Source organism: Ottowia flava (assembly GCF_008017535.1).
GTDB classification, from domain to species: domain Bacteria; phylum Pseudomonadota; class Gammaproteobacteria; order Burkholderiales; family Burkholderiaceae_C; genus Ottowia; species Ottowia flava.
Genome location: NZ_VRUA01000018.1, coordinates 60,633 through 80,400, shown reverse-complemented (window position 1 = coordinate 80,400; position 19,768 = coordinate 60,633). Strand labels below are relative to the sequence as shown.

At 67.2% G+C, this 19,768-nt stretch carries 23 protein-coding genes; 12 read left to right on the top strand and 11 right to left on the bottom strand.

Translation table 11 applies throughout. The features are described from left to right. Positions 1-39 precede the first annotated feature (39 nt). From FVQ98_RS15895 to FVQ98_RS15885, 3 genes are all read right to left on the bottom strand, one after another. The gene (locus FVQ98_RS15895; protein WP_147914431.1) at positions 40-333 is read right to left on the bottom strand and encodes a hypothetical protein; all 294 of its coding nucleotides are present in this window, start codon (positions 331-333) and stop codon (positions 40-42) included. 180 nt (positions 334-513) lie between these two features. Then, positions 514-1,452: a DMT family transporter gene (locus FVQ98_RS15890; RefSeq protein ID WP_255507819.1), complete on the bottom strand. Its 939-nt coding sequence runs from the start codon at positions 1,450-1,452 to the stop codon at positions 514-516. 187 nt (positions 1,453-1,639) lie between these two features. Further along, positions 1,640-1,816 carry a DUF1328 domain-containing protein gene (locus FVQ98_RS15885; RefSeq protein WP_147914430.1) on the bottom strand — a complete coding sequence of 59 codons (177 nt, stop codon included), beginning with the start codon at positions 1,814-1,816 and terminating at the stop codon, positions 1,640-1,642. Positions 1,817-2,060: 244 nt separating this feature from the next. On the opposite strand from FVQ98_RS15885, the gene FVQ98_RS19750 reads away from it, so the two are divergent. From FVQ98_RS19750 to FVQ98_RS15860, 6 genes are all read left to right on the top strand, one after another. After that, complete coding sequence (locus FVQ98_RS19750) at positions 2,061-2,210, top strand: hypothetical protein (RefSeq protein ID WP_187265763.1); 150 nt, start codon at positions 2,061-2,063, stop codon at positions 2,208-2,210. A 49-nt stretch (positions 2,211-2,259) separates the two neighbouring features. After that, on the top strand, positions 2,260-2,469 hold the full coding sequence (locus FVQ98_RS15880; protein ID WP_147914429.1) for a CsbD family protein: 210 nt from the start codon (positions 2,260-2,262) through the stop codon (positions 2,467-2,469). 153 nt (positions 2,470-2,622) lie between these two features. After that, positions 2,623-3,021: a low affinity iron permease family protein gene (locus FVQ98_RS15875; RefSeq protein WP_147914428.1), complete on the top strand. Its 399-nt coding sequence runs from the start codon at positions 2,623-2,625 to the stop codon at positions 3,019-3,021. Positions 3,022-3,167: 146 nt separating this feature from the next. Further along, on the top strand, positions 3,168-4,709 hold the full coding sequence (locus FVQ98_RS15870; RefSeq protein ID WP_147914427.1) for a DUF2868 domain-containing protein: 1,542 nt from the start codon (positions 3,168-3,170) through the stop codon (positions 4,707-4,709). Beyond that, positions 4,706-6,115, top strand: coding sequence for a GTPase/DUF3482 domain-containing protein (locus FVQ98_RS15865; protein WP_147914426.1), 1,410 nt, complete (start codon positions 4,706-4,708; stop codon positions 6,113-6,115). Before FVQ98_RS15870 ends, FVQ98_RS15865 begins: the two co-directional genes overlap by 4 nt. Positions 6,116-6,346: 231 nt before the next feature. Further along, entirely contained in the window at positions 6,347-6,673 is a 327-nt protein-coding gene (locus FVQ98_RS15860) for a hypothetical protein (RefSeq protein WP_147914425.1), read from the top strand. Positions 6,674-6,815: 142 nt separating this feature from the next. Here FVQ98_RS15860 and gltS read toward each other — a convergent pair whose 3' ends face one another. Both gltS and FVQ98_RS15850 read right to left on the bottom strand, forming a co-directional pair. After that, a complete protein-coding gene (gene gltS, locus FVQ98_RS15855; protein ID WP_147914424.1) occupies positions 6,816-8,093 on the bottom strand; it encodes a sodium/glutamate symporter in 1,278 nt (425 codons plus the stop codon). Positions 8,094-8,160: 67 nt separating this feature from the next. Beyond that, the gene (locus tag FVQ98_RS15850) at positions 8,161-9,399 is read right to left on the bottom strand and encodes a GNAT family N-acetyltransferase (RefSeq protein WP_255507821.1); all 1,239 of its coding nucleotides are present in this window, start codon (positions 9,397-9,399) and stop codon (positions 8,161-8,163) included. Between the two features lie 14 nt (positions 9,400-9,413). Between FVQ98_RS15850 and FVQ98_RS15845 the strand changes: the two genes are divergently transcribed. The 3 genes from FVQ98_RS15845 to FVQ98_RS15835 all read left to right on the top strand — a co-directional run bounded on the left by FVQ98_RS15845 (position 9,414) and on the right by FVQ98_RS15835 (position 13,629). Further along, on the top strand, positions 9,414-11,078 hold the full coding sequence (locus FVQ98_RS15845) for an NAD+ synthase (RefSeq protein ID WP_147914422.1): 1,665 nt from the start codon (positions 9,414-9,416) through the stop codon (positions 11,076-11,078). A gap of 63 nt (positions 11,079-11,141) precedes the next feature. After that, a complete protein-coding gene (locus FVQ98_RS15840) occupies positions 11,142-11,480 on the top strand; it encodes a P-II family nitrogen regulator (RefSeq protein ID WP_147914421.1) in 339 nt (112 codons plus the stop codon). A 433-nt stretch (positions 11,481-11,913) separates the two neighbouring features. Further along, positions 11,914-13,629: a long-chain fatty acid--CoA ligase gene (locus FVQ98_RS15835; protein WP_147914420.1), complete on the top strand. Its 1,716-nt coding sequence runs from the start codon at positions 11,914-11,916 to the stop codon at positions 13,627-13,629. 106 nt (positions 13,630-13,735) lie between these two features. Here the strand turns inward: FVQ98_RS15835 and FVQ98_RS15830 are convergent, their stop codons facing one another. The 5 genes from FVQ98_RS15830 to FVQ98_RS15810 all read right to left on the bottom strand — a co-directional run bounded on the left by FVQ98_RS15830 (position 13,736) and on the right by FVQ98_RS15810 (position 16,671). Next, positions 13,736-13,873 (bottom strand): DUF3149 domain-containing protein, encoded by a 138-nt coding sequence (locus FVQ98_RS15830; RefSeq protein WP_147914419.1) that lies wholly within the window; start codon positions 13,871-13,873, stop codon positions 13,736-13,738. A 135-nt stretch (positions 13,874-14,008) separates the two neighbouring features. Next, the gene (locus FVQ98_RS15825; protein WP_147914418.1) at positions 14,009-14,725 is read right to left on the bottom strand and encodes a DUF502 domain-containing protein; all 717 of its coding nucleotides are present in this window, start codon (positions 14,723-14,725) and stop codon (positions 14,009-14,011) included. A gap of 51 nt (positions 14,726-14,776) precedes the next feature. Further along, complete coding sequence (locus FVQ98_RS15820; protein ID WP_147914417.1) at positions 14,777-15,412, bottom strand: hypothetical protein; 636 nt, start codon at positions 15,410-15,412, stop codon at positions 14,777-14,779. Positions 15,413-15,499: 87 nt separating this feature from the next. Continuing rightward, positions 15,500-16,147 (bottom strand): YitT family protein, encoded by a 648-nt coding sequence (locus FVQ98_RS15815; protein WP_147914416.1) that lies wholly within the window; start codon positions 16,145-16,147, stop codon positions 15,500-15,502. Then, on the bottom strand, positions 16,144-16,671 hold the full coding sequence (locus FVQ98_RS15810; RefSeq protein ID WP_147914415.1) for a hemerythrin domain-containing protein: 528 nt from the start codon (positions 16,669-16,671) through the stop codon (positions 16,144-16,146). The genes FVQ98_RS15815 and FVQ98_RS15810 overlap by 4 nt, the downstream gene beginning before the upstream one ends. A gap of 130 nt (positions 16,672-16,801) precedes the next feature. On the opposite strand from FVQ98_RS15810, the gene FVQ98_RS15805 reads away from it, so the two are divergent. Both FVQ98_RS15805 and FVQ98_RS15800 read left to right on the top strand, forming a co-directional pair. Next, complete coding sequence (locus FVQ98_RS15805) at positions 16,802-17,581, top strand: 2OG-Fe dioxygenase family protein (protein WP_147914414.1); 780 nt, start codon at positions 16,802-16,804, stop codon at positions 17,579-17,581. Between the two features lie 67 nt (positions 17,582-17,648). Further along, positions 17,649-18,092: a universal stress protein gene (locus FVQ98_RS15800; protein ID WP_147914413.1), complete on the top strand. Its 444-nt coding sequence runs from the start codon at positions 17,649-17,651 to the stop codon at positions 18,090-18,092. Positions 18,093-18,190: 98 nt separating this feature from the next. On the opposite strand, the gene FVQ98_RS15795 is transcribed toward FVQ98_RS15800, so the two are convergent. After that, on the bottom strand, positions 18,191-18,562 hold the full coding sequence (locus FVQ98_RS15795) for an ArsR/SmtB family transcription factor (protein WP_147914412.1): 372 nt from the start codon (positions 18,560-18,562) through the stop codon (positions 18,191-18,193). A gap of 188 nt (positions 18,563-18,750) precedes the next feature. Between FVQ98_RS15795 and FVQ98_RS15790 the strand changes: the two genes are divergently transcribed. Next, positions 18,751-19,764, top strand: a complete 1,014-nt coding sequence (locus tag FVQ98_RS15790) for an efflux RND transporter periplasmic adaptor subunit (protein ID WP_147914411.1) — start codon at positions 18,751-18,753, stop codon at positions 19,762-19,764. Positions 19,765-19,768: the final 4 nt, after the last annotated feature.

The window sequence follows — 19,768 nt, the reverse complement described above, 5'->3', positions numbered from 1 at the left end:
GCTGAAGCAGCTGGTTTGGCTTGAGAACTCCATCTTGCTTCACCTCGGGTGAACAACCTCTTGGGAAACGACACCTAGCCCGGCCGCGCCCAGGCCCAGCAGCGTCAGCGCCCCGCTGCCCAGCGACGGGACGGGCGCGGGCACGGGCACGACAGTGGCCGACACCGTGGCGGGGGTGCGCACGTCGGGGAGCGTGCAAGTGTTGGCGGTGCCGTTGCGGGTGCAGCCGGTGAACCCCGCCAGCACGTAGCCATCGGCAGGTGCGGCGGTGCAGACCGCGTCTCGCCCTCGGGCATGAGGCTGGGTGTACAGCTCAGGGTGCCGTGGACGCATGGTGGGTGGCGTCAAAACTCTGCTGTAACCACTGACCATAAAATCGGCCGTCAGCCCTACAAGCAATTGCGCAGCCAGCTATTTAAACGATAGCTATGGTCGGTTGTGTGGGCCGTGACCGCTGCGCACAGGCAGTGCCGACGCAAGCGCCTTCCGCAGGACTTTTGGGGTACGTCAGCCTTAGCCGCGCGGCTTGCCCAGCCTTTCAGCCACCCAGATGCCGCCCAGCACCATCGCCAGCGCGGCGACGTGGTAGGCGTGCAGCGGCTCGCCCAGCAGCAGCACGGCCAGCGCTGGGCCGAACACGGGCGTCAGGTTGTAGAACACACCGGCGCGGGCCGGGCCGATGAGTTCGACCGCGCGGATGAAGGTGATCTGCGACACGAACGAGGGCAGCAGGCCGACGTACAGAATGATCAGCCAGCCCTGCCACGTCGGCCAGAAGAACTGGCCGGCGGCCACTTCCCACGCCAGCAGCGGCAGCGAGGCCAGCGCGGCCACGCCCGCCACGGCGGCAAAGAACACCAGCGGCGGCACCGGCGGCTTGGCGCGCAGGCCCAGGGTGTAGCCGGCGTACAGCAGCGACGCCAGCAGCACCGCCAGGTCGCCCGCGTTGAAGTCCATGGTCGCCAGCACCGACCACTGGCCGCGCGCGGCCACGGTGGCCACGCCGGCCAGCGTCAGCGCCACGCCCAGCGCCTGCAGCCAGCCTACGCGCAGGCGCAGCACCACAGCGCCGCCCAGCAGCACCAGCACCGGCACCACGCCCTGGATGATGGTCAGGTTGACGGCGCTGGTGTGGTGCGCCGCGGTGTAGTACAGCGCATTGAAGCCGGTGAAGCCGGCCACGCCCATCAGCGCGAGGTACAGCCAGCACGGGCGCAACTGCGGCCAGGCGGCGGCAACCTGGCGGCGCGCCACGAACCACAGTGCCACGCAAGCGACGGACCAGCGCGCGGTGGTCAGCATCATGGGCGACACCTGCCCCACGGCGAGCCGCGCAGCGACGGCGTTGCTGCCCCAGATCAGGGTGGTGAGGATCAGCAGCAGCGCGGGCTGGCCGTTCAACCAAGCCCAGAGCGTGCCGGGCATCAAGGACCGGGCTGGCAAAGAAGACATGGCGCCGAGGGTAGCAGCGCGGCGCCACGGGCGCTGATCAGGTCAAGACAAGGGCCGAATGCGGTGAAGCGTGAGCCGAGCGCCGTGGGGCCGGCCATCGCTTGCCAGTGAGGTGCTTCGTCAGCAAGCGCGGCGCGTCGTCCGAACAGCAGGGGCATGCGAGCCCCTTCGCTGCACTTTGCGGGGTCTACAGCGCCACGGCGCCAATGCCCAACACCGACAGAATGAAGAGCACCACCGCAATGGCAATGAACAGGAAGAACAGAGTCTTGGCGATTCCCGCGGCGCCTGACGCGACGCCGCCAAAGCCCAACACGCCGGCGACGACCGCGATCACGGCGAAGATGATGGCCCAGGTCAGCATGGGATGGCTCCTTGTTTGGTTGTGGTGCCTTGAATCTAGTCAGGACGTATACCCGCGGCTGTAGGACGCGGCGCACCAGGCATGTGTGGCGATGGCTTTTCAGCCATAAAGTATGGTTTTTTGTCTATCCCTTATATGGGGGGTCTGGTCCTACAGGGCGCCCCAGTCCGTGACTACGGACCACCCGGGGGCATGGCGGTACGGTGGCGTTGAAGCCATCTTGCTTCGCAGTCAGGAGACCACCATGGCCAATCAAAACCCCAACCAGAACCCCCAGCAGCAGCCGGGCCAGCAGCCCAGCCCCGGGCAGCAGCAACAGCAGAACCCCAACCAGAAGCCCGGTCAGGGTCAGCAACAGCCCGGGCAAGGCCAGCAGCCCAACAAGCAACCCTGACGCGGCGCGCAACTTCCGTACCTCTACTCAACTTTCTAGGAGATTTCTCATGAACGGTGACACTATCAAAGGCAACTGGACGCAATTCAAAGGCAAGGTCAAAGAGCAGTGGGGCAAACTCACCGACGACGATCTGGACGTGATCAATGGTCAGCGTGAGCAACTGGTCGGCCGCCTGCAGGAGCGCGAAGGCATTGAGCGCGACATCGCCGAGCAGCAGGTGAAGGACTGGGAAACCGCCAATAAGTACACCTGGTAAGCGCTTGGCGGCAGTTGGGCGCTGCCGCGCGCCCCCAGCGCTGGACGCCCGCAAACTGACCGAATCGCTACGCAGCCCGCCCCGTGCGGGCTTTTTCTCTGGCGCCGCCGCGCAAGGTCGCAAGCGATGGCGCCAGCGGCATGGAGGCGTCACATGGCCATTTCTCCAACCGTTTCCCACCCCCGTTCGCGCTTTGCGCGCGTGTCGCGCAAGGTGTCACGCATCGCCGGCCATTCGGGCAGCTTCGTGTTGGCCTGCGCGCTGGTGCTCATCTGGGCCGTCACGGGCCCCTTCTTTCACTTCAGCGAGACCTGGCAGCTGGTGATCAATACCGGCACCACCATCGTCACCTTTCTGATGGTGTTCCTGATCCAGGGCAGCCAGAACACCGAAACCGAGGCGCTGCTGCAGATCAAGCTGGACGAGCTGATCCGCGCCGTGGACGCGGCGCGCAACCGCATGCTGGTACTGGAAGACCTGGACGAAGCCGAACTGGATGCGTTGCGCGGGCAGTTTGTTGAGTTGGCGGCCAAAGACCGGGGCGAGGGCTGAAGAGCCGAGGAATCGGTTGAAACGGAGGCTTGGAGAAAAATCGCTCTCCAGCCCTACAACCATCGGCGCAACCAGCTATTAATGGAATAGCAAAGCGCGGGCGCCTGAGTGCCGCAGCCGGCCGGGGATAATCCCGCCGATTGACCATGCGATCTGCCCCGACGACCTCGACCCCACCCGCCAGCGCGCGTGCCGACATGGCTTCGGCCGTGGCCGCGCCCGCCGCTGACCTGCCCGCCAGCCCGCTGGCCAGCGCGCTGGTGATGGACGCGGTGCAGCGCATCGAAGCGGCCGGCCCGCTGGACGATGCTTCTGAATTGCAGCAGGCCTTTCACGCCCGGCGCGGGCGCGCGGCGCAGGTGCTGCAGCGCGCTTGGCTGCTGGGCGAGCGGCTGGGCCTGCCGACCGAGCTGGCGCGCTGGCGGCCGGTGGGTTGGGGCGTGCTGCTGGTGCTGGCCGCGCTGGTCGCATTCGCCAGCCTGGGCACGGCGCGCGCCGTGGTGGGCGAGGGGCGCAGCATCAACGCGGTGGCGGCGTTCGTCAGCCTGCTGGGGCTGCATTTCGTGACGCTGTTCTTCTGGCTGGCCAGCCTGCTGCTGTCTGGCGGGCAGGGCGGAGGCTGGTCGCTGGGGCGGATGGCCTTGTGGTTGACCGCGCGGCTGCCAATCGACCGCGGGCCGCACGCGCTGGCGCTGCTGCAGTCGGCCACGGCGCTGCTGTCGCGCCAACGCCTGCTGGTGTGGCTGACCGGCGCCATCAGCCACGGCATCTGGACGCTGGCGTTTGGGCTGATGCTGGTGGTGTTGGCGTTCGGCTTTGCCTTCCACGCCTACCAGCTGACGTGGGAGACCACCATCCTCAGCCCCGCCTTTTTTGAACGCTTTGTGCAGGTGACCGGCGCGCTGCCGCACCTGCTGGGTTTCCCCGTGCCGGACGCCAGCGCCGTGGCGCGCATGGGCACGGTGGGCGGCCAGGCCGCGGCCGGCGGCGGTGCGCAGAGCGACTGGGCGTGGTGGCTGATGGGCTGCGTGCTGCTGTACGGGCTGTTGCCGCGCGCGCTGCTGGCTGCGCTGAGCCTGGCGCGTTGGCGTGCCGGCACGCGCCGGCAGGCGCAGGTCGACATGGCCGACCCGTACGTGCGCCGCATCGTGCAGCGGCTGGACGCGCTGGAGCCGCCGCCGCAGGTGATCGACCCCGAACAGCGCGCCGACGCGCCCGGCACCACCGCGCCGGTGCTCGGCCCGCCCGGCGCGCCGGGCTCGCTGGCGGTGATCGGCTTCGAATTGCCGCCCGAACAGCCCTGGCCCGTGCCCGGTTTGCCGGCTACGCCGGCGGGCTCCGCCGTGCCACTGCGCCTGGCGGGCAGCGCGCGCGAACGGCAGGACGCGCTGGCGCAACTGGCGGCCACGCGCCCAGCGTCGCTGCTGATCGTGGTGCACGCCAGCAGCAGCCCCGACCGCGGAACGGCCCGCTTCGTGCGCGAGGCGGCACGGCCCGCCGGTCGCACCGCGCTGCTCGCCTTGGGTGACAGCGACGGTGCGGCGGACAGCGCCGGCCTGCAGCGTTGGCGTCAATGGTTGAATTCTGAAGGTTTTGAGGCGGTAGCCCTACAACCATCTGCGCAGGAAGCTACCGAATGGATAGCGTCCGAGCGCCCCACGCCCGCCAGCGAGGCGGCCAAGACATGAGCCAAGACCCCCTGCGCATCGCCATCGTCGGCCACACCAACGCCGGCAAGACTTCGCTGCTGCGCACGCTGACGCGCAACGTGGACTTTGGCGAGGTGTCTGACCGCCCCGGCACCACGCGCCACGCCGAGACGATCGACCTGCGCATCGACGGGCGCGAAGCCGTGCGCTTCATCGACACCCCGGGGCTGGAGGATTCGGTCGCGCTGCTGGAGTATTTGCAGCAGTTGGACGGCGAATCGCGCCCGGCCAAGGTGCGCGCCTTCCTGGCCGGGCCCGAGGCGCGCGCCAGCTTCGAGCAAGAGGCCAAAGTCCTGCGCGCGCTGATCGGCGAGGCCGACGCCGCCATGGTCGTCATCGACACGCGCGAGCCGGTGCTGCCCAAGTTCCGCGCCGAGATCGAGATCCTGACCTGGTGCGCCAAGCCCGTCATGCCGGTGCTGAACTTTGTGCGCTACCTGAACAGCCGGCGCGATGAGTGGCACCAGATGCTGCTGGAAGCGGGCCTGCACGCGCGGGTTGAATTCGACGTGGTCGCACCCTTCAACGGCTCGGAACAGCAGCTGTACAGCGACTTGGCCACGCTGCTGCCGGTGCGCCGAGCGCAGCTGAACGGCATCGTCGACGCTCTGGCGCAGCAGGCGCGCGAACGCCGACTGGCCGCCTGCCGCGTGGTCGCCAGTGCATTGATCGACGTGGCCGCCATGCGCCGCGCCCTGCCGGCCGAGGAATTTGCCGACGAATCGCGCCAGAAGGCCTTTGTGCGCGCCTTCCAGGACGACGTGCGGCGCCATGCGCGCCGGGCGGTCGACGATTTGCTGGCCGTGTTCGCTTTTCGCGCCAGCGATGCCGAATTGAACGAATTGCCCCAGCTGACCGGCCGCTGGGAGGACGATTTGTTCAACCCCGACCTGCTGATGGCCGCTGGCAAGCGCCTGGGCCTGGGCGCCATGATCGGCGCCGGCATCGGCGCCGTGGCCGACGTCGCCATGGCCGGCCTGTCGCTCGGTGCGGCCACCACGCTGGGCGCCACGCTGGGCGGCGCCGCCTCGGGCGGCTGGCGGCCTCTGTGGCGCAAGCTGGAAAACCGCCTGAACGGCGTGCAGGAGCTGACGGTGGAAGACCCGGTGCTGCTGGTGTTGGCCGACCACCTGCTCGACCTGGCCCGCGCGCTGGAACAGCGCGGCCACGCCGCCGTGGACAAGCTGCGTGTGGACGATGCCCACGTTGACGATGGCTTGCAGGACGTCGTGCAAGCCCTGGGCCCGGCGCGCGGCCACCCCGGCTGGGAGCGCGGCGTGGTGAGCCAGACGCTGGGCGGCCACGGCAGCAGCGAACGCCAGGCACTGGAAGCGACCGTGGCGCGGCGGCTGGCCGAGCATTTCGGGTCTGCGCCTTCGGCTTGAAGCCTGCAGGCTGTGAGACTGGCGGATTGGCCGGGCCCCGCACGGGCGATAGCGCCTGTACGCGCGGCCGCTTTCTTCTCAGCGAGGCGTGGTGCCGCAGCGTGGGGCGCGCGCGACATCCGTGCGCCGCTTGTCCGCTGGAGCGGGACCTGACGGCGCCGTCCGCTTGACAAGCCAGCCGGGACGGGCAGACTCGGGCGAAGTGCATACAAGTTGTTGCAGAACCACACCATGAAAAAGACCGTCACCTTCCTCACCATCCTGATCCTGGCCGCCGGCGCGCAAGCCGCCTGCTACACCGTGCTCGGGCCCAAGGGGAATGTGCTGTCGGAAAGCTCGACGCCGCCGGTCGACATGTCCTACCAGTTGCATCAGACGGTGCCCTACGCCTACGGTCAGGGCGCGACCATGGTGTTCGGCATCGCCGATCCTCGCTGCGGCGACGAACTGGACCGCTACTACGACCTGAAAACGGCGCAGGTCGTGTACGAAGCGCCCCGCAAAGGCAGCAAACAACAGCGTCGCCATGCGCGCGCGGCGCGTCACGACCGCGAGTGAGCGCAGCGCTCGCTTAGCGCGCTTCGCCCCCTGCCGGACACCTCGGCGCCGCCGACCCTTTTTCGGGTTGACCGGCGCCGTTTATCTTGGCTGGCCGCGCAAAGGGCACCCAACTAGCCACTGGATAGACTGACCGGCTGAACTACCGCAAGAACGGCAGCTGCGTGAACAACTGCAACACCGCGGCGTTGACCAGATCGACGAAGAACGCGCCCACCATTGGCACGATGAGGAAGGCCTTGTACGACGGGCCGTAGCGGTCGGTGATGGCCTGCATGTTGGCGATGGCCGTTGGCGTGGCGCCCATGCCGAAGCCGCAGTGACCGGCCGCCAGCACGGCCGCGTCGTAGTTGCTGCCCATCACCTTGAAGGTGACCCAGCTCGCATACGCCATCATCACCACGACCTGCGCGGCCAGGATCACCATCACGGGCAGCGCCAGGTCGGTCAGCTCCCACAGCCGCAGCGACAACAGCGCCATCGCCAAGAACAGCGACAGCGAGGCGTTGCCGAACACGTCGATCGCGCGGTCGAACATGTCGAAGCGGAAGAAATGCGTGAGCACGTTGCGGATGATCACGCCGCCGCCCAGCGCCCAGACGAAGGTGGGCAGTTCGATGGCTGTGCCCTTCGTCGCCGTTGTCATCAGCCCGGCAAAGGCCATGCAGGCGGCAAACAGCGCCAGCGTCTCGATGGTGGATGAGGCCGTGATCAGGCGGATCTCGTCCGGCTTGTCGAACATGGCGTTGTCGGGCTGATCGGTGCCTTCGGCGTGGCGCGTGCTGTAGAGCGACTGCGCGGCCGCCACGGCTTCGGCCTGCGTCTGGTGCGTGGGCGGGGGCAGTTTCTGGTGGCCCATCTTCTTGATCAGGTACTTGGCCACCGGCCCGCCGATCAGGCCACCGGCCACCAGCCCGAACGTGGCGGTGGCAATGCCCAGTGTGGTGGCGCCGGTGATGCCGTAGCGGCTTTCCAGCACCGGCCCCCAGGCGCCCGCCGTGCCGTGGCCGCCGGTCAGGGTGATCGAGCCCGCGACCAGGCCGATCAGCGGGTCCAGCCCCAGCACGGCGGCCAGACTCACGCCCACCACGTCCTGCACCACGATGAAGGCGGCCACGACCACCAGGAAGATCGCCAGCGGTTTGCCGCCAGCCTTCAGGCGCGCGAAATCGGCGCTCAGGCCGATCGACGAGAAGAACATCAGCATGAAAGCCGTCTGCAACTCACCCTGGAACTTGAACGTCAGCCCGAAGGCCAGGTTGAGCACGTACACGATGATGCCGGCCACCAGCCCGCCCGCCACCGGCTCGGGAATGTTGAAGTCCGCCAGGAACTTGACCTTGACCACGAGGTAGCGCCCGAGCAGCAGCACCAGGGTGGCCAGAATCATCGTGTAGTAGCCGTTGAGTTGAACTTCCATGCGGTCCTCCTTGCAGGGTTGTTGGGTGTTTTGCGTCGGCGGCATCGGTACGCCGCCGGCGCCACCTTCAGCGGCGAAATGGCGAGCGGCGCTCCAGATGCTCCACGTAGTGTCCGATACCTTCGGACTCGCGCTCCAGAAAGCGCTCCACCGCGTCGGCAAACGCCGGGTGCGCCAGCCAGTGCGCGCTGGGCGTGCTGACCGGCATCAGCGCGCGGGCCATCTTGTGTTCGCCCTGCGCGCCGCCCTCGAACCGTACCACGCCGTGCGCGATGCACCATTCGATGGGCTGGTAGTAGCAGGCTTCGAAGTGCAACCGGTCGACCCGCGCCAGCGCGCCCCAGTAACGGCCGTAGGCGACAGGCGGCGGAGATTCCAAGCCATTTTGGTCGCCAGCCCTACAGCCACCTGCGCGGACAGCTATCAAACTGCAAGCAATCGGGTCGCCTTCGTGCTCCGCCACGAACAGCACCCAGTCCTCTGCCATCTCGGTCGCCATGCGCGCGAAGAAGGCCGGCGTGAGGTAGGGCGCGTTGCCGTGTTCCAGGTAGGTGCGCTCGTAGCAGCGGTAGAAGAAGGCCCAGTCTTCGGCCGCGATGTCGGCGCCGCGCGCCCAGCGAAAGCGCACGCCCGCGTCGGCCACGCGCTTGCGTTCCTGCCGGATCTTCTTGCGCTTGTCCTGTGAGAGAGAGGCAAGGAAGTCGTCGAAGCTGGTGAAGGGCTGGAGCGGCTGGGCGGGCACGCCGTCCGGCGCGGGCTTCTCGTTCTTCCAATGGAACTGGATCTGCTCGCGCTGCATCAAGCCGGCGGCGTCGCAGGCCGCCAGATCGTCTTCGTCGCCGTACAGCACATGCAGAGACGACAGCTGGTGCTCGCGGCAATAGGCGATCAACGCCTGCAGGAGCGCCGCGCGCGCGGCGGCGTCCCGCGCCAGCAGGCGCGAACCCGGCACGGGCGTGAAAGGCACGGCCACCAGCGCCTTGGGGTAGTAGCGCAGCCCGTGCTCGGCGTAGGCGTTGGCCCAGGCCCAGTCAAAGACGTATTCGCCGTAGGAATGCGCCTTGACGTACATCGGGCAGGCGGCGGCCAGTTCGTCGCCATCCCACAGCAGCAGGAAGCGCGGCGACCAGCCGGTGCCCGGCACCGCGCTGCCGCTGCTGTGCAGCGCCGCCAGGTAGGCATGGCGCATGAAGGGGGTGGGGGTGCGCTGGCGGGCCAGCAGCGCGTCCCAGGCAGCGGGGTCGATGGCGGAGGGGTCGCCCGCCACCTGCCACCGCAGCGCGTTACCATGCTTGCCGATTTCGATTTCAGACACTGTCCATGAGCCTCAAGATTGCCGTCGCCCAGCTGAACTTCGTCGTCGGCGACATGCCCGGCAACGCGCAGAAGATCATCGACGCGGCGCGCACCGCGTACGCCGCCGGCGCACGCCTGCTGCTGACGCCGGAGCTGTCGATCTGTGCGTACATCGCCGAAGACCTGTACCTGCGCCCGTCGTTCATTGCGGCCTGCGATGATGCCGTGAAAACGATTGCCCGCGAGACCGCGGGGTTGAGCGGCATGGCCATCGTGGTCGGCCACCCGGTCGGGCGCGGCCAGCAGGGCAAGAGCGTCTCGACCAGCCAGCGCACCAATTCGGCCAGCGTGATCCAGGACGGGCGCGTGATCGAAACCTACGCCAAGCGCCTGCTGCCCAACTACCAGGTGTTCGACGAGCGCCGCTACTTCGTGCCGGGGCAGGGCACCTGCGTGTTCCAGGTTGAAGGCGTGAGTGTGGGCCTGCTGATCTGCGAAGACGCCTGGTTCGACGAGCCGGCCGAGCTGGCCAAGGAGGCCGGCGCCGAGCTGCTGGCGGTGATCAACGCGTCGCCCTTCCACGTCGGCAAGGGTTACGAGCGCGAAGCCATGATGATCGAGCGCGTGCAGCGCTGCGGCCTGCCGCTGGTGTACGCGCACCTGGTCGGCAGCCAGGACGAGGTGGTGTTTGAAGGGCAGTCGTTCGCCATCGGCGCCGATGCGCAGCTGGTTGGACGCGCGCCCAGTTTTGAGGAAAAACTGTTCTACGTCGAGGTGGAGCGTGCGCAGGCAGCTCTGGAATTGAGAGCGGAAACGGCCCCCGCACGCGACGACAACGCCGATTTGTGGGACGCGCTGGTGCTGGGCCTGCGCGACTACGTGCACAAGAACGGCTTCAAGACGGTGGCGCTGGGGCTGTCGGGCGGCATCGACTCGGCGCTGGTGTTGGCGCTGGCGGTGGACGCGCTGGGCAAAGACAACGTGCACGCGGTGATGATGCCCAGCCCCTACACGGCCGGCATCAGCCTGGAAGACGCGCAGGACATGGCGCGGCGCGTGGGTGTGCGCTACGACGTGCTGTCGATCGTGCCGGAGTTCGAGGCCTTCAAGGCGTCGCTGCAGCCGCTGTTTGGTGGCAAGCCGGAAGACACGACCGAAGAGAACATCCAGGCGCGCATCCGCGGCGTGATGCTGATGGCGCTGTCCAACAAGCACGGCCACCTGATCCTGACCACGGGCAACAAGAGCGAGTACGCGGTGGGCTACTGCACGCTGTACGGCGACATGTGCGGCGGCTTCGCGCCGATCAAGGACGTGCTCAAGACCAAGGTGTTCGAGCTGTGCCGCTGGCGCAATGCGCACGACCCGTTCAAAACGGGCAGCAACCCGATCCCCGAGCGCATCATCACCCGCCCGCCCTCGGCCGAACTGCGCCCGGACCAGACCGACCAGGACAGCCTGCCGCCCTACGAGGTGCTGGACGCGATCATCACGCGCTACATGGAAAACGACCTGAGCGTGGCCGACCTGATCGCCGAGGGCTTCGCCCCGGCCGACGTTGAGCAGGTGGCGCGCCTGATCCGCATCAACGAATACAAGCGCCAGCAGGCGGCCGTGGGCACGCGCGTGACCCATCGCAGTTTTGGCAAGGACTGGCGTTATCCTATTACCAACCGGTTCAAGGGCTGAACGCGAGCGTGTCGCTCTTCCCCAGCCGCTGGAACCCATCCCATTCGATCTTCTGGAGCTTTCATGAAACAAATCACTGCCGTCATCAAGCCGTTCAAGCTCGAGGAGGTGCGTGAAGCGCTGGCGGAAGTGGGCGTCACGGGCCTGACAGTGACCGAAGTCAAGGGCTTCGGCCGCCAGAAAGGCCACACCGAGCTGTACCGCGGCGCCGAATACGTGGTCGACTTCCTGCCCAAGGTGAAGATCGAGGTCGTCATGCCCGATGGCGACGTGGAACGCTGCGTGGACGCCATCATCAAGGCCGCGCGCACCGGCAAGATCGGCGACGGCAAGATCTTCGTCACCCCGGTCGAGCGCGTCGTGCGCATCCGCACCGGCGAGGAAGACGACAGCGCGATCTGAGCGCGTTGGGCACGCTTTCAGCGGCCCATTTTTTTGTGACCTTGGGCCGACGCCGCGCGGGCCCAGTCCACCCCAAGCCGATCACGTTACTCGGTATGCGGACGATGCCAGCTTGGGTGATTCGATCAGCGGACTGACTCTGGCGAGTGGACGCAAGCTGCCGCACGAGCCCACGGCGCGCGCTTGCGATGAGCGCTACGGAACCGTGTCGCCGGATGCGTGTCTGGCGGACATCGACGCGCCGGTAAGTGTCTACCGCTGGCCGCACGTTCGTCGACGGGGTGTCTAAGGGCCGCCACCGCGCTGGTAGATCAAAGCGACGGTGCGGCCAAGCTCCGCGACTACCCCGTCGCCGGTGCGACAAATCCCCATGTTCGATGGCGCCAGCGGCGGCTAGGATGCGTTCACCGCTATCCCCTGGAGACGCTCAGCGATGACCGAACGTGCCCATTTCAGGTTCTGGCCCGCCCGCTTGCCCCATGCGATCACGCCGCCGGCCACGTCCCTCTGGGAAAACCTGGCCGTGAGCGCCATGCGGTACCCTGATCGGGCGGCCACGGTGTTTTTTGGGCGTGTGCAGACTTATGCCCAACTCAAGGCCTCGGCCGAGCGCCTGGCCGCGTGGCTCCAATTGATCGGGGTGCGCAAGGGCGACCGCGTGCTGCTCGACATGCAGAACACGCCTCAGCTGATAGCGGCGCACTTCGCCATCCTGCGCGCCGATGCGGTGGTCGTGCCGGTCAACCCCATGAACCGGGCCGAGGAGCTTAAGCACTACATCACCGACCCGGACGCGCGTGTCGCCATCACCACGGGCGATCTGGCAGGTGAACTGGCCAGCGCAAGCAATGCATTGCCCGAGGCCAAGCGCCTGCACCATTTGCTGGTGACGCAATTCACCGATGCGTTCGACGCCGATGTACGGGGTGAAGACGCGCCGCCCGAGGCCTGGCACGACTGGCTGCTGACGCGCCATCCGCTGCCGACGCTGGACGGAGGGGCCGTGCACACCTGGGCGGACGCGCTGGCGACCGACGCGCCGCTGTCACCGAGCAGCGCGGGGCCCGGCGACCTGTCGGTTCTGCCGTACACGAGTGGTACTACCGGCCTGCCCAAAGGCTGCATGCACACGCACGCGTCGATCATGCACAACGCGGTCGCGTGCTCGCTGTGGGGCGGCGTCACCGGCGAAACCATTGCCCTGGTCGTCGTGCCGATGTTCCACATCACCGGCATGACGGCGGTGATGCACGCGGCCGTGTATTCGGCCGCGACGATGATCGTCATGCCGCGCTGGGACCGCGACCTGGCGGGGCGCCTGATCTCGCGCTGGCGCATCACCAATTTCACCAACATCCCCACGATGTGGATCGACCTGCTGGCCAGCCCGCGCTTCGACCAGTACGACCTGGACAGTCTGGTGGCGACCAGCGGCGGCGGCGCCGCCATGCCGGCCGCTGTGGCGCAGCGCCTGCAGGACACCTACGGCCTGCGCTACGCCGAGGGCTATGGCCTGACGGAGACCGCCGCACCGTCGCACCAGAACCCGCTGGATCACCCTAAGCAGCAGTGCCTGGGCATTCCTTTCGTCAGCACCGACGCGCGCGTGGTCGATCCGGAGACGCTGCAGGAGGTGGGCGTCGGCGAGCAGGGGGAGATCGTCATTCACGGCCCGCAGGTGTTCCAGGGCTACTGGAAGCGGCCGGACGCCACCGAGGCGGCGTTCTTCGAACTCGATCGCAAGCGCTTCTTCCGCTCGGGCGATCTGGGTCGGGTGGACGAAGACGGCTACTTCTTCATCACGGATCGCCTCAAGCGGATGATCAACGCCAGCGGCTTCAAGGTCTGGCCGGCGGAAGTCGAGGCGCTGATGTACCGCCACCCCGCCATCGCCGAGGCCTGCGTGATCGCCACGCAGGACAGCTACCGCGGTGAGTCGGTCAAGGCCGTGGTGGTGTTGCGGCCCACCCACCGCGATTTGGTGACCGACCAGCAGATCATCGACTGGTGCCGCGAAAACATGGCCGTTTACAAGGTGCCGCGCGTGGTGCAGTTGGCGGACGCGCTGCCCAAGAGCGGCTCCGGCAAAGTGATGTGGCGCCTGCTGCAGGAAGCCGAGGCGCGCTCGAGCGGCGCCCCGGTCAGCTGACGGTGCTCCGGCTGGCTTGGGATTTGCTATTGAAAAAGTAGCTGGCCGAGCAATACCCATATAGGCTGGCGGCCAGAAAAGCTTTCAGAATCAGATGCGCGTGGATTCACTCGGTGCCAGGCTTCTGGTTCATCTTGCGGATGAAAAAGCGCACGTACCAGAATGCCATCAGGATCATGAAGGCGATGCCGGCGATGCTCATCAAGCCGTAGTCGGTGCCAAACAGGTCTTGCCAAAGTTTCATGCGGTGCCGTCCTCTCTCGTTGCGGCGTCGAAGTGCCGTACGAAGAGAGTCTGACTGCACAGTTGGGTATTCGTTTGATGCGGATCAAGCCGGGCCGACAGGGCGTCCGCCAGACGCTCATCGCTTTGAGCAGGCTCAAACCCGCGGCGCCGGAGGGGTCACGTCTGTGGGCTGTGCCTTGCCGTGCGCGCCCAGGTACTGCGCGGCCGTCACGCCCATCGAGACGTAGATGCTGGTCACGCCCTCGATGCCGACCTCGGCGGGCACGACCCAGTGCGCAGGCACGAAGAGCAGGCCGCCGCCCACCGGCACGGGCGCCGTGGGCACCAGCACACCGTGAAACGGCTGGCCGCCCATGGCGACAGGTTCGGGCGTGGTCAGCAGGCCCAGCACCACGGTGGTCGAGGCGACTTCGCCCTCGGCCGATGGGCCGCCGAAATACAGCCACACCGGGCTCATCGACTTCTGGGTTTCGTCCTTGGGTTTGCTGAGCAGGCCCACCAGACGTTGCACCACGTCGTACACCGTGCGCACCACCGGAATGCGCTTGATCAGCGACTGAAACAGCCGGTTGAGGCCCCGCTGCAAGCCGGTTTCAACGATCAGGCCGAAGCCGTACACCAGCGCCAGCAGCACCAGCAGGCCGACCAGGTAGCGGACGGCGGACGCCTCGGAGCCGACGCCCAGGCCAATGAAGTTAAGCAGGCTGCCAAACAGGCTGGTGGGCCCCAGCCATTCGGCCGCCAGACGCATCGCCCACACCAGCAGCACCAGCGTGGCGACCATCGGCAACAGCGCCAGCATGCCGGTCAGCAGCGGACGAAGCAGTTGTAATCGGGGGCGCATTTCCATGATGGGGCGTCATTGTGCCTGCGGGCCGTGCGCAGGTTGTGACGGCAGGCGTCAGCGCTCGATGTCGGGTGGACGGATGTAGAGGTCGTCCGACCAGGTGGCCAGCCACTGCGGGCGGAACGCCACGGCGATCGCAGCGAACATGCCGGTCAGAAAGCCATCGCCCCAGGCTATCAGCCAGCGGGCCACTATGGCCAGATCTGGCGCGACCGCCGCCGCCAGCGCGTGACCCGTCCACTGGCTGAGCGCGCCGGTGACGAACATGCACAGCACAGTGCCCAGGAACGCGCGGCCGAGAATGTAGACGAACAGGTTGTGCGGCAGCCAGCGGCGAAGCCCCATGCCGAGCAGAAACGACAGCGTTGCCGGCACGATTCCCAACCAGACCGCCATGTCCACCTGCTGCTGCCAGGTGACCGGTGCGACCCACCCCACGATAAGTGCGACAGCACACAAGACCGGCACCGCCAGCGGCCAACCCAGCGCCAGCGTGATCATGCACGCGCCCGACAGTTGCAACTGGATCGGCATGTGGTGCAGCCACGGCAGCGCCCACAACCACGGCGTGATGACCAGTGCCGCCAGCAATGGCGATACGAGCCCCGTGTGGCCCAGCAGTCGCCAAGGCCTGAAAGCCAGCGCGAGCAGGAGTGCTGTCAACGCGAAAGCCGTGGTGAAAAATTCCATGCGGTCAGCAGATCGCGCAAAGCGTCCGCCTCGCTCCGGCCCGGTGTGATGCGTGAGAGCGTCAGACGCCCAGGCAAACCTGAATTGTCACACCGCGACGTAGCGGCCTGGCCGGTGGTTGACGGCCAGGGTCATGTTGAGGACGAGTGCGCCCAGCACCGAGAGCGCCACATGCCACAGGTCGGTCACGCCCAGTGCCGCGAGCACGATCAGGGCGTCCATCACCCCTTGGACGCGCCCGGCGCGCCAGCCCAGCCGGTCCTGCAGATAGAGCGCCACCACGTTGAGCCCGCCCAGGCTGGCGCGGTGGCGAAAGAGCATCAGCAGCCCCACGCCGACCAGCAGACCGCCGAGCACCGCTGCCAGCGGCGATGACAACTGCGCGAACGCCAGCCAGCGCGGTAACCACCAGGCGATGAGCGACATCAGGCTGACGGCTGCGACTGTGCGTAACGTGAAGCCGGCGCCCATGCGCCGCCAGGCAAACAGGTAGAAGGGCAGGTTGACCGCAAAGAACACCGGGCCGAACGGCCATCCGGTGAGGTACCCCACCAGCAGCGCGATGCCCGCTGTGCCACCGGTCAGCAACCGCGCTTCGTGGAACATCAGTGTGCCCAGTGCAACGAACAGCGTTCCGGTGAGCAGGCCCAGCGCGTCTTCATAGGGACGGTGCGCCAGATTTGGCGCCTTGGGCGTCGCCGACCCAAGGGCGCGGGTCGGTAGCGCGGCGTTCATGCGGCGTCCGCGCGTTCGGCGAGGCGGTCGTTCGCTGCCGCATCTGCGTCCCCGGGAGTGCACGGGGCGCTGCCGCAGCCTTGAATGGCTTCCTCAGGCAGGGCAGCGGGGTGCGCCACCTGCCCGGTGGCAGGGTCGAAGCCGACGTTCGTCAGATGGGCCGCCAGGGCGGCGTCCATGCTCTGTGCGTGGTGAATGAACCAGGTCGCCAGTTCGCGCGCCATCTGGCGAATCGGCGCGAGTTCGCCGCGCTCTCCCATGGACAAGCCCTGTCGCATCACCTCAAGCACCATGCGGTGCTGGGTGGTGTGGCAGTTGGACGCCGCAAACCGCGTGGCCGCCATGTAGCTGTCCTCGCTGTCGAAATGGCACTGTGTGTGCGCGATCAGGCGGCGCCAGCGGTCGAGCAGAGCCGCGTCGCTGGCGGCTTCGGTGTGTGCCAGCAACTCCACGAATTCGACGTGGGTCGCATCCATCGCCGCCACGCCCAGCAGCAGATCGTCGGACCAAGTGAGGGTAGGCACAGAAGTCTCCAAAGCAGGCAGGGGATTTCGGCGAGCCTAGTCCCGGCCACAGGACCCCACATTGATGCAGATCATGCCTGTGTCATGGGCTTTCGGAAGCGACATGCTGGCGAGGGTAAGGTGCGCCGTTATGCTGGCGGGCCGCCTTTGCTGCTGCGCGTTCGCCGTGTCCACTTTTTCACCTCCCACTGTCGCTCCTGCTGCCTACCTGGATGCTCTGCGCAGGCACGGTCACGCGGTGCTCGATGCCGGCGCCGTACGCCAGCTGGCGGGCATCGACACGACGGAACTGGAGGCCTTGTCCGCGGAGTGGCAGGCGCTGGCGCCGGACGAGTACCTGCGCGATGGCGGACGTTATCGGCACCGGCGGCATGCCAGTGCGGTGGTCGAACAGAAGGTGGTGATGGTGCAGCCCGCCCGCGCGCACTGGCAGCCCCTGGACTACAACGCGCTGCACGGCGGCATTGAACGCTGGTTCGCCCCCATGACCCAAGCGGCCATGGCAGCGCCGGCCTTGCTCGCGCTGCTGCGTTGGCTGGCGCACGTGGCTGACCAAGTGCACGGCCCGCAGCCTTGGTATGCCGAGGTCCATGCGTTTCGGATCGACACGGCCGATGGCATTGGCCGCCCGACCCCGGAAGGCGCCCACCGCGACGGAGTGGACCTCGTGGCGGTGTTCCTGGTGGCCCGCGAGGCGATCAAGGGCGGCGAAACGCGCGTGTTCGCGCTGGATGGTCCGCAGGGTCAGCGCTTTACGCTGGCCGAGCCTTGGTCGGTGTTGCTGATGGACGATACGCGTGTGATTCATGAAACGACGCCGATTCAGTCCGCCGATCCTGGGCAGCCGGGACATCGGGACACCCTTGTCGTGACATTGCGCAGAGGCGGTTTTCTGGCCCCACCCCGTTGACGGATATCAAGCCTATATCGGTCCGGGACGTCACAATGGGGGCTGCACCCTAACCGAGGAGAACACCATGTTCAAGCACATATTGGTTCCGGTGGACGGATCGCCGACTTCGCTGGCCGCGATCGACAAGGCGATCGGATTGTCCAAGAGCTTCGGCAGCACCGTGACTGCGATCTACGTGATCGATCCCTATCCCTTCACCGGGGTAGGTGCCGACTTTGCCTACGGTCAGGATCAGTACCTGAGCGCGGCCAAGGCCGAGGCCAGTGCCGCCATCGACGCGGTGTCAGCACGTCTGGCTGAAGCAGGGATTCCTGTGGACACGCGTGTGGTCGAGTCGCACGCCGTGTGGCGCGGCATTCTGGAGGCATCGGAAGCGGTTGGGGCCGATCTGGTCGTCATGGGCTCGCACGGTCGCCGCGGGCTGGAGAAGCTGGTGCTGGGCAGCGTGACCCAGAGCGTGCTGTCACACACCAAGCTCACCACGCTGGTGGTGCGCGACGCCAGCTGATTGGGCGAATTCAACCGAGAAATGCGGCGCCGGCGCAGGTGCCGCTTGCGCAGGCAGCTATTTTTACGATAGCTATTTGCTCTGCTTCGGCCCGCCGATCACCCCGATCGGCGTGTGCGCTTAGCGGTTGAAGGCGCCGACGCCAGAAATGCAGCGTGGTCGCTTGCCACCTGATCGAAACGGCGAACGAGGCTACCGCAGACCAGATCGCACAGTTCATGAACGGCGGGGTCGGCGATGCGGTAATAGGCCGCATTGCCACGGCTTTCCCGCGTCACCAGGCCGTACTGCGCCATCTGCGCCAGATGGCGTGACACGTTCGCCACGCTCGACTGCACTTCCTGTGCAATCTCGCCCACGCTCAACTCGCCAGTGCCCAGCACGTTGAGGATGCGAAGGCGCGTGGTTTCCGAAAGCGTGCGGAAATAGTTGGCCACATGCTCCAGGGCATCGGGTGGCAGTTGCTTCATCGAGGCCACAGGGTTCACCAGTGAAGGTCGCTATGCATGGGGGAGTCTAACGCGGGCTTGTCGCGTTGTTTATTCACGATATTGCGTATTTGCGTTAATGCGCAAATAATATCGAAATGCGCCGCCTCTGCCAACCCCGTTCCGCCTGTACCCAACCAACTGTCCCGTCGGTGGCCTGGCGGTGGGCGATGGCCGCCTTGCTTGCCGTGCCGGGGGTAGGCGCCGCCGCCCAACCGATCGCCAGCGTGGCGGTCGCCTCGGTGCAGACGTCGGACGCAGCCACCTTCGAGGGCACCGTCGAAGCCGTTCGACAAGCCGTGCTGGCGGCGCAGGTGCCGGGCACCGTGGTGCAGCTTCAGGTCAAGGCAGGCGATCACGTGCGTGCAGGACAGGTGGTGGCGCGTATCGACGCGCGAGCGGCCGAGCAGGGCGCTGCGGCCAGCGCTGCTCAGGCGAGCGCGGCGCGGGCGTCGCTCGACGTGGCGCGACAGGAGCTGGAGCGCAAGCGGGCCCTGTACGCGCGCCAGTACATCGCCAAGGCGGCCCTCGAAGCGGCTGAAGGGCAGTTTCGCGCAGCGCAGGCCCAGCACGCCGCACAGCTCGCGCAGACCCAGGCCGCACAGGCGCAAACCGGGTTTCATGTGGTACGCGCGCCGTTCGATGGCGTGATCGCTTCCGTGCAGGTAGAGCAGGGCGACATGGCCATGCCGGGCCGCCCGCTGATGACGGTGTTCGACCCGTCGTCGCTGCGCGTGACGGCAGCCGTGCCCGCCGCCGCTTTGACGGCCCACGCCAAGGGCGCGCAGCTGCGCCTATCGGGCCGCGAAGAAGCCGTGGCGCCGGTCCGCGTGCAGGTACTGCCGACGATCGACCCGGCCACGCTCACGCAACAGGTTCGTGCAGACTTGCCCGCTGGCCTGAGCGGTATCGTGCCCGGCCAGTTTGCGCGCATCGTGCTGCCCGGCGCGGCGGCGGTGTCGTCAGCGCCTGCGAGGGTGTTCATCCCGACGAGCGCGGTGATTCGTCGCGCAGAACTCGTGGCCGTGATGGTGCTGAGCGGGCAGGACCGACCTGTGCTGCGCCAAGTGCGGCTCGGGCCGGTGCAGGGCGCGCAAGTCGAGGTGCTGAGCGGGCTCGCACCCGGCGAACGTGTCGTGGCCGAGCCGCGCACGGCGCAGGCCAAGGCGCCTGCGGGCCGCTGAAGGG